The 12,943-nt window shown below is 26.9% G+C and carries 10 protein-coding genes; all 10 read left to right on the top strand.

Annotation, left to right across the window (positions count from 1 at the left end; translation table 11 throughout):
* Nucleotides 1–21 precede the first annotated feature (21 nt).
* The 10 genes from K0039_RS15600 to murJ all read left to right on the top strand — a co-directional run bounded on the left by K0039_RS15600 (nucleotide 22) and on the right by murJ (nucleotide 11,375).
* A complete protein-coding gene (locus K0039_RS15600) occupies nucleotides 22–921 on the top strand; it encodes an NAD-dependent epimerase/dehydratase family protein (protein ID WP_228105999.1) in 900 nt (299 codons plus the stop codon).
* Between the two features lie 5 nt (nucleotides 922–926).
* Nucleotides 927–2,165 (top strand): glycosyltransferase family 4 protein, encoded by a 1,239-nt coding sequence (locus K0039_RS15595; protein WP_228105998.1) that lies wholly within the window; start codon nucleotides 927–929, stop codon nucleotides 2,163–2,165.
* A complete protein-coding gene (locus K0039_RS15590; RefSeq protein WP_228105997.1) occupies nucleotides 2,158–3,210 on the top strand; it encodes a polysaccharide biosynthesis protein in 1,053 nt (350 codons plus the stop codon). The genes K0039_RS15595 and K0039_RS15590 overlap by 8 nt, the downstream gene beginning before the upstream one ends.
* Before the next feature lie 32 nt (nucleotides 3,211–3,242).
* The gene (locus K0039_RS15585) at nucleotides 3,243–4,424 is read left to right on the top strand and encodes a polysaccharide biosynthesis C-terminal domain-containing protein (protein WP_228105996.1); all 1,182 of its coding nucleotides are present in this window, start codon (nucleotides 3,243–3,245) and stop codon (nucleotides 4,422–4,424) included.
* Nucleotides 4,424–5,548 (top strand): non-hydrolyzing UDP-N-acetylglucosamine 2-epimerase, encoded by a 1,125-nt coding sequence (gene wecB, locus K0039_RS15580; protein WP_228105995.1) that lies wholly within the window; start codon nucleotides 4,424–4,426, stop codon nucleotides 5,546–5,548. Before K0039_RS15585 ends, wecB begins: the two co-directional genes overlap by 1 nt.
* A gap of 21 nt (nucleotides 5,549–5,569) precedes the next feature.
* A complete protein-coding gene (locus K0039_RS15575; RefSeq protein WP_228105994.1) occupies nucleotides 5,570–6,766 on the top strand; it encodes a CDP-glycerol glycerophosphotransferase family protein in 1,197 nt (398 codons plus the stop codon).
* 21 nt (nucleotides 6,767–6,787) lie between these two features.
* Nucleotides 6,788–8,020: a glycosyltransferase gene (locus K0039_RS15570; protein ID WP_228105993.1), complete on the top strand. Its 1,233-nt coding sequence runs from the start codon at nucleotides 6,788–6,790 to the stop codon at nucleotides 8,018–8,020.
* A 1-nt stretch (nucleotide 8,021) separates the two neighbouring features.
* Nucleotides 8,022–9,329, top strand: a complete 1,308-nt coding sequence (locus K0039_RS15565) for a hypothetical protein (protein WP_228105992.1) — start codon at nucleotides 8,022–8,024, stop codon at nucleotides 9,327–9,329.
* Nucleotides 9,330–9,349: 20 nt separating this feature from the next.
* Complete coding sequence (gene tagD, locus K0039_RS15560) at nucleotides 9,350–9,742, top strand: glycerol-3-phosphate cytidylyltransferase (protein ID WP_228105991.1); 393 nt, start codon at nucleotides 9,350–9,352, stop codon at nucleotides 9,740–9,742.
* 91 nt (nucleotides 9,743–9,833) lie between these two features.
* Nucleotides 9,834–11,375, top strand: coding sequence for a murein biosynthesis integral membrane protein MurJ (gene murJ, locus K0039_RS15555; RefSeq protein WP_228105990.1), 1,542 nt, complete (start codon nucleotides 9,834–9,836; stop codon nucleotides 11,373–11,375).
* Nucleotides 11,376–12,943: the final 1,568 nt, after the last annotated feature.

The following is a 12,943-nucleotide window of genomic DNA, read 5'->3' as shown; positions in this document are numbered from 1 at the left end:
AGTAGAAAGAAGGAAATATCAATGAAAGTATTAATTACAGGTGTAAATGGTTTTATAGGTAGCCATATATACAATGGATTAAAAGATAAACACGATATAATAGGCATATCACGTTCTAAGAATAGTGAAATATGTAATCAATATATATCATGTGATTTAACAGATAAAAATTCATTAGAAGAAATTATAAAAAATAACAAAGATATAGATGTCATAGTTCACTGCGCAGCATTAGCTCATAATAAAGGAAATGACTTATCATTTGATAGATTTCAACAGGTTAATTTTGGAGTGACTAAAGACTTAGTAGATTTAAGTAATAAATATTTAAATCTTAATAAATTTATATTTTTAAGTACTATCTCCGTATATGGAGAAAAAATGGATAAAAGTATTTATACAGAAGGGGATGAATGTTATCCGAGTTCACCTTATGCTGTAGCTAAGAAAAAATCTGAAAAATATATGCAAGATAATTGCAAATCTTCTTATTATATATTAAGGCTTGCACCTGTTTATAGCGATGAATTTAAGCTTAATATAAAAAGAAGAACAGAGATGAAAGGTTTAAATTATAGAGTAGGAAAAGGCGACAATAAACTAAGCTTATGTAATGTTAATAATATTGTGATTGCAGTGAAAGGAATAATTAGCAATAAAGCTACTAAAAATGAAATTTATAATATATCAGATAAAAGTATATACTCATTTTCAGATATGTTAGAAATGAACAAGGTATCTAAAATAAAGGTAGTAGTACCAAAGATTCTTATAGGTATATTATACAAGATAAATAAGATTGCTATTAAGAAACAGTTTATAGATGAAAATTCTATAAAACTAGTAAGTGATAATATATATTCATCAGAAAAAATATGTAAAAATATTAATCTTATATATAGATTAACTGATTTGAGGTAGATACAATGAAAACTTTAGTAGTTACACAATATTTTTGGCCAGAAGAATTTAGAATAAATGATATATGTGAAGGTCTAGTACAAAAAGGACATACGGTTGAAGTACTAACTGGTTTACCAAACTATCCATATGGAAAATTGTTTGATGGGTATTCCTTCTTTAAGAGAGGACAAAAACAATATAAAAATATTAAAATAAATAGATGTTACTTAAGTGAACGTGGACAAAATAGCTCTATTAAGTTAGCTCTTAATTATATTTCTTTTGTTATGAGTTCGTTATTTCATATTCCTAAGCTTATGACAAAGAAATTTGATAATATATTTGTATTCCAAGTTTCACCTATAACAACAGCTATACCAGCAATTATATTAAGTAAATTAAAGAAGATACCTTCTTCTATATATATACAAGATTTATGGCCTGAAACATTCTACTCAATTGTTAATATCAATAATAAAAACATCAAAAAAATATTTAAAAAAATATGTATTAAGATTTATGATTGTTTTGATCAACTTATTATAGCATCAGAGGGCTATAGAAAAATATTAGTTGATGCAGGAGTAGATGACAATAAAATAGTTTATTTACCTCAATGGGCTGAAGATATATATTCGGAAGTAGAAAAAGAAAAGGTAATAGAAAAATCAGAAAATGATTTTATAGTAACTTTTGCTGGAAATATCGGAAAGGCACAAAGTGTAGATACAATTATTGAGGCAGCTAATTTGTGCAAAGAAAAGAAAAATATAAAATGGATTATTTTAGGAGATGGAAGTGAGTTTTCGAATATAAAAACCATGGTTGAAAAATATAAACTGGAAGATACGGTAAGTTTGTTAGGAAGAAAACCATCATCAGATATGCCGAAATATTTCTCACAATCGGATGCATTAATAGTAACTTTGAAAGACACGGATATATTAAGGATTACATTACCAGCTAAAGTTCAGTCATATATGGCATCGGGTAAACCTATACTTGGAGCTATAAGCGGTGCAGGAATGGAAGCAATAACTGATAGTAAGTGTGGTATCGCATGCGAAGCAGAAGATTTCAATAACTTATATAAAAATGTAATTAAACTATATAATATGAAAAAAGAAGAAAGAAGTATTCTTGGAAATAATGGAAAGTATTATTTCATAAATAACTTTGAAAGAGAAATGTTGTTAAATAGATTAAATGAGTATTTAGACAATATTAATAAAAATATTATGGGAGATGAACAATATGTTTAAAGATAAAGTACTTTTAATAACTGGAGGAACCGGTTCTTTTGGAAATGCTGTTCTTGATAGATTTTTAGACACGGATATAAGAGAAATACGTATATTCAGTAGAGATGAAAAAAAACAAGAAGATATGAGAAGGACTTATAGAAATGATAAGCTTAAGTTTTATATAGGGGATGTAAGAGACTATAACAGTATAGACTATGCACTTAAAGGTGTGGACTATGTATTTCATGCAGCTGCTCTAAAACAAGTGCCATCATGTGAGTTCTACCCAATGCAAGCAGTACAAACAAATGTAATAGGAACTGAAAATGTATTAAACGCATGTATAAACAATGGAGTAAAAAAAGTTGTATGTCTAAGTACAGACAAAGCAGCTTACCCAATAAATGCAATGGGTATATCTAAAGCTATGATGGAAAAAGTAGCAATAGCTAAGGCTAGACAAGTACATCCAGAAGATACACTAATATCTGTTACAAGATATGGAAATGTTATGGCTTCCAGAGGTTCAGTAATACCACTATTTGTTGATCAAATGAAAAGAGGAGAGGATATAACAGTTACTGACCCTAATATGACTAGATTTATGATGAGTTTACCGGATGCAGTTGAACTTGTATTATATGCTTTTGAAAATGCAAGACAAGGTGATTTATTTATACAAAAAGCTCCAGCTGCTACAGTAGAATGTTTAGCACAAGCTATGACAGAATTATTTGATTCAAATGCAGGAGTAAAAGTAATAGGTACTAGACATGGTGAAAAATTATATGAAACTCTAGCAACTAGAGAAGAATTAGCTAAGTCAGAAGACTGTGGTGATTATTACAGAATATGTGCAGATAATAGAGATTTAAACTATGATAATTTCTTCAGTGATGGTAAACAACAAACATCAGCATTAGATGATTACCATTCACATAATACTACTAGGTTAGATGTAGAGAGCATGAAAGAATTACTATTAAAGTTAGACTACATAAAGGAAGAATTATCTAACTTTGAAGAGGAAAAAGCACTTATAGAGGTTGCGAGTACTAGGTAAGAGACAAAATTTTAATAGTTAGGGTGGAATATATGAAAAAGATATTAGTTACAGGTTCAAATGGATTTGTAGGGAAAAATACTGTAGTAGCTCTTAAAGAAACTAAAAAGTATGAAGTACTTACAATAGATAGACAAAATACAGAAGATGAATTAAAAGAAGCAGTTTTAAAGGCTGATTTTATAGTTCATTTAGCTGGAGTAAATAGACCGCAAAATACTGAAGAGTTTTATAAAGGAAACGGTGGATTAACTGAAAACATAGTAGAATTTTTAAAAGAAAATAATAAAAATACTTCTATATTGATAACATCGTCAACTCATGCAGTGTTGGATAATCATTATGGTAAGAGTAAGAAGCAGTCAGAAGAAGCTTTAATAAAATACAGTGATGAATGTGATGCTAAAGTTTATATATTCAGATTACCAAACTTATTTGGTAAATGGTGTAGACCTAATTACAACTCTGCTGTAGCAACATTTTGTCATAACATAGCTCATGATTTGGATGTATGGGTAAATGATTCAGCTATAGAACTAAGTTTAGTTTATGTAGATGATGTAGTAGCGTCAATAATGGATTCAATAGAAGATGAGAATATAATTAAGTTATCTAATTTAAATGAAGAAGTAGCAGTAACAACTACTGGTGCAAGTAGTTTACAAATAAATAAGTATTACTATGAAGTTACTACAGTTTATAAAAAAACTTTAGGAAATATAGTAGACAACTTAAAAATGTTTAGAAATATGAGAAATAGTTTATTAATACCAGACTTAAGTGATGAATTTAACAAAGCATTGTATTCAACATACTTAACATATTTAGAAGAAGATGATTTCTCATACTATCTAAAAAAGAATGAAGATAATAGAGGATGGTTAGCTGAACTTGTGAAATCAGAACAGTTTGGTCAAATGTTTGTGTCAAAAACTCACCCGGGAATAACTAGGGGTAACCACTGGCATCATACGAAAACTGAAAAGTTCATAGTAATACAAGGACAAGCAGCTATCAGATTTAGAAAAATAGATGGAGACAAAATTATTGAGTATATAGTAGATGGTGAAAAACCACAAGTATTAGATATACCACCAGGATATACTCATTCCATAGAAAATATAGGACAAGATGAAGTAATAACTCTTTTCTGGTCAAATGAAATGTTCAATCCAGAGAAGCCAGATACTTATTTTTTAGAGGTGAATAGATAATGAAAAAATTAAAGTTAATGACTATAGTGGGCACTAGACCAGAAATAATAAGACTTTCAGAAACTATTAAAAAATGTGATAAATATTTTGACCATATATTAGTTCATACAGGACAAAACTGGGACTATACTTTAAACCAAGTATTCTTTGAAGACTTAGAACTTAGAGAACCTAACTACTATTTAGATACAGTAGGTAAAAACTTAGGTGAAACTATGGGTAACATAGTAGCTAAATCTTATGAGGTTATTGCAAAAGAAAAACCAGATGCATTATTAGTGCTTGGTGATACTAACTCAGCTATGTCTGCAATATCTGCAAAGAGACTTAAATGTCCAATATTCCACATGGAAGCTGGAAACAGATGCTGGGACTGGAATGTTTCTGAGATGATAAATAGAAAGATAGTTGACCATATATCTGATATAAACTTACCATATACTGAACACTCAAGAAGATATTTAATATCAGAGGGTATAGATGGAAAGACAATATTTGTTACTGGTTCACCTATGCAAGAAGTGCTACAAGCACATATGGATAAGATAGAAAAAAGTGATGTATTAGAAAGGTTAAACATTGAAAAAGGAAAATATATATTAGTTTCTGCTCATAGAGAAGAAAACATAGATAATGAAGAAAACTTCATGGATTTAATGAACTCTATAAATAATATAGCTGAAAAGTACCAAATGCCAGTTATATATTCTACTCATCCAAGAAGTAAGAAGTATATAGAACAAAGAGAATTTAAATTCCATCCATTAGTTCGAAGTTTAAAACCATTTGGATTTATGGACTATAATCAGCTTCAAATGAATAGTTTTTGTGTACTTTCTGATAGTGGAACATTATCAGAAGAGAGTGCTATGTTAGATTTCGCAGGTGTTCTTATAAGAACTTCTACAGAAAGACCAGAAGTATTAGATAAAGGAACTGTAGTTATAGGTGGTATAAAAGGAAACGATGTTGAACAAGCTGTAGAGCTTGCGGTAAGTATGAGAAAAAATAATGAAAAAGTAGTATTAGCACATGATTATGTAGATACAAATGTTTCAGTAAAAGTTGTTAAATTAATACAAAGTTATACTCAAATTGTAAATAAGACAGTGTGGGGAAAATAATTTTGAGGAGATAATTAATAAATGAAATTCAAGAAAAAAATAAGGAAGCTTATTGAAATATTATGTGGTGTTATAGGATTTGTTAATCCAATAATACCAAAAAAACAAAATAAAATATTTATATATAATAGTAAACCTGGTTATCAAAATAACTATGCAATATATAATTATATTATCGAAAATAAATTAAATGAAAAATATAAAATATATTACTCTATGCCTAATATTAAAAATGTAATAAAAAAAGAAAAAAATATTTATTTAAATTATAGTTTATTAAAATCTATGTTGCATTATATTACAGCAAAATACGTATTTTTTGATACAGGAAATATTAGGATTAGGCCTTCTAAAAATCAAATTGTAATGAATTTATGGCATGGAACACCGTTTAAATCAATAGGATTTCTATCAAAAAATGTTGAAAAAGATTTACCACGTAATTTGATGAATACATTTAGTAAAATTCTTGTAAGTAGTAGCAACATGAAAGATGTGTATATAAAATCATTTAATTTAAATAATGATCAAATATTTTTCTCTGGACACCCAAGAAATGATTTATTACTAAGTAATAAAGATGTTTTTTCTGAATTAAATATAGATAGAACAAAGTTTGATAAGGTTATAATGTGGATGACTACATATAGAATATCTAAAGATGGCAGGTTATGCCATACAAGTAATGAAAATTGGAGTGATACCAATCTGCCATTGATAACTAATCAAGACGCCATACTAAAAATGAATGAAATATTAAAGAAAAATAATATATTGCTGTTACTAAAAATGCATACTACTTCAAAAGAGTCTAAAGTAATAGTTGAGGGTAATACAAATATTAAAGTATTAGAGGAGCAAGAGTATACAAGTAAAAATATTCAATTGTATGAGATATTAGGTAAAACTGATGCATTAATAACAGATTATTCATCAGTATTTATAGACTATTTATTATTAAATAGACCAATAGGTTTTATAGTAGATGATATAGAAGATTATGAAGCTAAAAATGGATTTAACTTAGAAAAGCCATTAGATTATATGCCAGGAAAACATATATATGAATTTGATGGATTAGAGAAATTCTTTAATAACTTGAGTTCTACTGTTAGTGAGTATGAGGAAAAGAGAATTAAGGTATCGAAATACTTCAATGAATATAATTATGAAAATAATTGTAAGTTTATCTTAGATTCAATGGGAATAAAAATATAGCAAAAGGAGAATGAGTATAAATTGAAAGTATGTTTTTGTAGTACATTTTTAAATGATGAGAAAGAGGCTATATTAAATTCAAAAATTGCTCCATCTGTATCAACTCATAATTTTAATATTAATTTATTAAATGGATTAAGAAAAAATTTAGGCAGTGATTTAACAATTATTAATACAGAAAAGTTAGCATCTTTTCCGAATTATAGAAAAGTGTTAATAAAGTCTACAAGAGAGATTAATGATAAAATAGGTATGTATTTTAATATTGGTAAAATAAATTTGCCAATATTAAAAGATATAATAGAGTATTTTAAATTAAAAAATCAATTAGAAAAATGGATAAAATTTAATAATAAAGACGCTATGTATATATGTGCGTATGGGCGAAGATTGTCTCATGTATTAGCAATAAATAAAATGAAAAAAATATACCCTGAAATTACAACATGTATGGCACTAGCTGATTTATCTGGAAATTTAGCTTGTAAAACGGCATCATATGGAAGAATAAAAGATCAAATAGCTAATATGTTATTAGATTTTCAAATTAATCAATCTAAAAAATTTGATAGTTTTGTTTTGCTAACTAAACAAATGTATGAATATTTAAAGTTAAATAATAAGCCCTTTACCATAATTGAAGGAATATATTCTACAGATTTAATGAATAGTAATGCGGATATAAATGAAAACACTAGTGAAGAGAAGATTATTGCATATTCAGGTATTTTATCTAGTCAGTATAATGTTGACAACTTACTTGATGTATTTGAATTGATACAAGATTCAAATTATCAGTTATGGCTATTTGGAGATGGAGATTTAAAAAGTAAAATAGCTGAAAAAAGTAAAAGCGATAATAGAATTAAATTTTTTGGATATGTGGATAATAAGTCTTTAAAAGAACACTTAAATAAAGCAACAGTTCTAATAAATCCTAGGCAAAATATAGGTGAGTATACCAAGTATAGTTTTCCTTCAAAAGTAATCGAATATTTGACACTAAAAAAACCTGTTATAGGTTATAAATTGGATGGTATGCCAGATGAATATGATAAATATATATTCTATCCGAATGATAATACAGTAGAGTCATTAAAATATGAAATTGAAAAAGTGTGCAATTATAATAGTGATCAACTACATGAGATAGGAGAAGTCAATTATAATTTTATTTGCGAGTATAAGAATAGTACAGTGCAAACTAATAAAATATTAAGTATGTTTAAAAATATGGAAGGCGAAAAATTATAAAATGCGAAATAAAAAATTATTGCCAATGATTTTAATACAATTGTACTTATTTATTACATTAATACTTTTTGTTTTTGGTCCATGGGATTTCAAAGTTAATAATATGGTGAATTTAATACTATTATTATTTATTTATCAGGTATTTCTGCTATATGGATATTTTATAGGAATAAATGGAATTAAAGTAGGTAGAAATGTTTCGTTTAACTGTGAAGAATCTAATATAAAATTATTAAAGAAATTAATGATTTTTTATACATTTGTTTTATTAATTGAGGTAACAAGAAGTTTAGGGTTGACATCAATTAGTATTAGTCAAATTATAGAAAAACTTATAATTGGAATAAAAAATCCTCAAAGTGGATATTTAAGTAAACTAGAAGTAAATAATTCAAATGTTTTTCTAGGAAGTTTTGGGACTATAATTATGTTTATAGCTAGCCCAATTTCATATGCAATGATGCCTTTAATTATATACTACTTTAAACAATTAGATAAAAAATATAAAATATTGGCTAGTTTTATTATATGCTTAAATTTAACTAAGTATATTGCTACTGGAACAAATAAAGGAATATTTGATTTTGTAATAATTTATATTTCTTATATATTATTAAAGTATTTAAAAAATAAAAATTCAACGATAAATAAAAATAAAATTAAAATGTTTACAATAATAATAGTTTTATGTTCAATTTTATTTACTACATTCAGTCATATGATAGGAAGTAGAGCGTTTGGTACATATCTAAATAGTGGGAGTAAATTGGCTAGTACTGTAAGTATAGATGATGATTCAATAGTAATGAGTTTTACTCCAACAATTTTAAAAAAGCCAGTCATACTGCTTAGTAGTTATTTATGTCAAGGATATTATGGTTTATCACTTTCAATGGAAGTTGAAAATACACCAATGCTCGGATTTGGGAATTCTATTTTTTTAGTAGATCAAATTTCAGAAAAATATGATATAAACCAATATACTTTACAAAAAAAAGTTGAAAATAAATATGGTTGGAACTCTAGAGTACAGTGGTTTTCAATGTATTCGTGGATTGCAAATGATGTAGGATTTATAGGGGTATCATTATACATGTTATTATTAGGTTTATTTTTTGCATTGGTATATAAGGATGCAATAGTTAATGATAATATAATAGCAAAAGTTTTATTTTCATTTTTACTTATTCAATTTATATTTATACCTGCAAATAACCAATTAATGCTTACAATGAATTCTACTATTAGTACAATATTTTTTACAATACTGTGGTTTATTAGTAAGAAAATAAGAGTCAAGAAAAATTAAGATATTTAGGAGTATTAATTATGAAGAGAGTAATTACATATGGAACGTTTGATATGTTACATTATGGACATATTAATTTATTAAAAAGAGCTAAAGAAAATGGTGATTATTTAATTGTGGCACTATCTACTAATGAATTTAATGAAATTAAAGGCAAGAAATGCTTTTTTGATTATAAAAAAAGAAAGATATTGCTTGAGGCAATTAGATATGTAGACCTAGTTATACCTGAAGAGAATTGGAATCAAAAAAAGGATGATATTATAAAATATCAAATTGATAAATTTGTAATAGGAAGTGATTGGGAAGGTAAGTTTGATTATTTAAATGAATATTGTGATGTAGTTTATTTAGAGAGAACACCAGAGATATCAACAACAATGATAAAAAACAAATTAGGAGAGATAGTATAAGGGAAGTAATTTATGCGTAATAAGCAAGTATTTGATGATGTGGAAAGGATAACGATTAATTGAGTAATAAGATTAATTTTGAGGAGAAAAAATGAGTAAAGTTTTAAAAGCAACAATTGGGCTAATGTTAATTACAATGGTATCGAAAATATTGGGGTTTAGTAGAGAATTAGTACTTGGAGCTGTTTATGGAGTATCTACAATAAGTGATGTATATATAACTGCAATGAATATACCAACAGTGTTATTCACATCAGTAGGGGTAGCATTAGCAACAACATTTATTCCATTATATTACGAAAATTTAGAATTGGGTGGAAAAGAGAAAGCTGCAAAATTCACAAACAATATAATCAATATAGTATTGATTATAAGTATTATTATGTCTTTACTATGCTTTTTATTTGCTGATCAAATAGTAAAAATATTTGCTATTGGTTTTAAAGGCAATACTTTAAATATGGCAGTCAAATTTACTAAGATAATGATTTTCAGTGGGATTTTTATAGGAATAAATCATATTATGACATCACTTCTACAGGTCAAAGGGAAATATGTAATACCAGGATTTATAGGGATTCCATATAATATAATAATTATTTGTTCTATAATGTTTAGTGATGATAAATATATATATATATTACCTATTGGAACATTAGTTGCTATATTAAGTCAATTTGTATTTCAATATTTTTTTGTGAAAAAAGATGGATTTAAATATCATTTTGTATTTGATTTAAAAGATGAATATGTGAAAAAAATGGTTTTATTGATTATGCCAGTATTTATAGGTGTTGCTGTAAATCAAATTAATGCTCTAATAGACAGAACTATAGCTTCAACATTGGTTGAAGGTAGCATTTCAGCACTAAACTATGCTAATAGATTGAATAGTTTTGTTATAGGATTGTTTATATCTACTTTAAGTGCTGTAATATATCCAACACTCGCAAAAATATCTTTCAATGATAAAGAAAAATTTATAAGTTCGATATCTACTAGTATAAATTGGGTGATAATATTAATAGTTCCAATTTCAATAGGTGCAATAGTGCTATCAGAGCCTATAGTAAGGATACTATTTCAAAGAGGCGCTTTTGATACTATTGCGACTAAAATGACTTCTACTGCATTATTATTTTATTCTATAGGAATGCTAGGATTTGCAATTAGAGAAATATTGAATAAGGTTTTTTATTCTTTACAAGATACTAAAACACCTATGATAAATGGTATTATTGCTGTTGTACTAAATATTGTATTAAATATCATATTATCAAAAATTATGGGATATGCAGGGCTAGCGTTGGCAACAAGTATATCAGCTATAGTTTGTATATTATTATTGTTTAAAAGTTTAGAAAATAAAATTGGATATTTTAGACAAGATAAAATTAAAATAGTATTTTTCAAATCTTTAATATCAGGAATTATTATGGGTGTAATAACTAAAATTTCATTTTGCTACTTAGTTAAAATAACATCATCAGAACTGTTATCCTTATTAGTTTCGATAATAATAGGAATGCTTATTTACGGAATTTTAGGGATAGTTATGAAAAATGAAGAAATAAGTTTGTTAATAATTAAAATAAAAGAAAAGTTGAGAATTCGTAAATTTAAGATAGAGTAAGATAAATTAAAATTGTATGTTTAACATAAAAAGCTTAATATTAGAATATATAGTGAACAAGAGATTAGAGGAAGTAAGTATTATAGAGTATTTAGCTAAAATATAAGCTACAGTAGTTTTTGTAGAAAGTAATTGCAAATGATAATACGACTTATCTAGAGTTGAAGTTAATAATGTAGATAGTCTATTGATAAAAAATTTTGAAGGTATATTATAAATATTAGCTAATGACTTAAAACAAAATCCAATAAATGGAGAGTATCAAGAGTGAATACTAAATGGATATTCATGGTAAATCAATAAGATATAAATTTGTACCATTATTTTAATACATAAAAATAATAGTTAAAAATCAACAGGAATGAAGATAAGTGTTAAAAAGTAAAGGATATGTTTTCTTTTAATGAAATATGATGATAATAATATCGCTAATACTTATAGTCAAACTAAGTTGTCATAGGAAAATGATGAAGTCGTTTTATGAAGTTCATGGAACTTAATATGTGTCTCTTTATTATTTAAATGTAGCTGGTGTATATTTGTTAATCATTATAATACTAAAGATGGGATTTGCATAAAGAATTATATCGTATTATGTGCGCACATAATGTGTAGTACCCATGTTTCTTGTTCAGTTCCTATGTTCTTAGGATAATTTTTTAACAAATGTTTTTTGAGGACCGTATTAGCAACCGATCCACTGCGTGTCTCAGAAAAAAAGCTGGGAAACGATGAATATGTCGGAAAGTGAAGTTTGGCCCGCGTAGCGAATATGAGATGGAAGAAATAAAGTAGTAAACAGAGATAAAGGATACGCCGTCCTGCCATATCTAATTAGTAGAGGGTGTCTCAAAATGATTTTTTGAATCATTAAAATAGACATCCTTTTTTTAATGTCTATACATGAAATATTTTTCTACTATTCCAACGTAAGCGTCAAAAAATTGACTCTTTGAATAAGTATTAGCAAGACCAAGTCAGTGACGTGCCGTGGTCAAGTGACCCCGGCAGGTTGTGCAAAAAGTCCCTAAATATGGAGTAATAAGTTTTATATTCCTACCATGTCTACAATTGTATGCAAATTATAAAGTATGTCTTACATTACCATATCCATAATTTACCCTCCAAATTTCTATTTTATATTTTGTGCTTTTGTGTTGTGCATTAATGCAAAATTGCCTATAAGTGCACGCATACACATAGGCGACTATTTTTTTCTATATTTTTTATAATAATTAATTAAATGCATATATATATATAGAAACACTAAGCACAACCTTAGTTAAAATACTGCCCTTACTAATTCTTAACCTGTGCTTAAATTTGAACTTATGCTTGCGCTTACACAAATAAGTACAGTATATTTACTACTATTTTGTGCTTACTGTACTTATCTCCTAGTTTTATTAATAGAAGAGCACTAAGTCTTTTATTTATTATTTCTTATAAATGTTATTTAAAGTCCGTATAAAGGATATCTTGCTTTACCTGTTCTGTTTGATGATAGCCTTTCCCATCCACCTATACGATTTATAATTGATTCTATAACATAAGAATCTGTGCGTTTT

Source organism: Terrisporobacter mayombei (assembly GCF_020748465.1).
Classification (GTDB): Bacteria; Bacillota; Clostridia; order Peptostreptococcales; family Peptostreptococcaceae; genus Terrisporobacter; species Terrisporobacter mayombei.
Note: the sequence above shows the minus strand (reverse complement) of the source record. Positions and strands in the feature narration are given on the sequence as shown.

Bases quoted from the DNA above. Each gene is read 5' to 3' on its own strand.
- K0039_RS15600 (WP_228105999.1), top strand. From the start codon at position 22: ATGAAAGTATTAATTACAGGTGTAAATGGTTTTATAGGTAGCCATATA.
- K0039_RS15595 (WP_228105998.1), top strand. From the start codon at position 927: ATGAAAACTTTAGTAGTTACACAATATTTTTGGCCAGAAGAATTTAGA.
- K0039_RS15590 (WP_228105997.1), top strand. From the start codon at position 2,158: ATGTTTAAAGATAAAGTACTTTTAATAACTGGAGGAACCGGTTCTTTT.
- K0039_RS15585 (WP_228105996.1), top strand. From the start codon at position 3,243: ATGAAAAAGATATTAGTTACAGGTTCAAATGGATTTGTAGGGAAAAAT.
- wecB (WP_228105995.1), top strand. From the start codon at position 4,424: ATGAAAAAATTAAAGTTAATGACTATAGTGGGCACTAGACCAGAAATA.
- K0039_RS15575 (WP_228105994.1), top strand. From the start codon at position 5,570: ATGAAATTCAAGAAAAAAATAAGGAAGCTTATTGAAATATTATGTGGT.
- K0039_RS15565 (WP_228105992.1), top strand. From the start codon at position 8,022: ATGCGAAATAAAAAATTATTGCCAATGATTTTAATACAATTGTACTTA.
- tagD (WP_228105991.1), top strand. From the start codon at position 9,350: ATGAAGAGAGTAATTACATATGGAACGTTTGATATGTTACATTATGGA.
- murJ (WP_228105990.1), top strand. From the start codon at position 9,834: ATGAGTAAAGTTTTAAAAGCAACAATTGGGCTAATGTTAATTACAATG.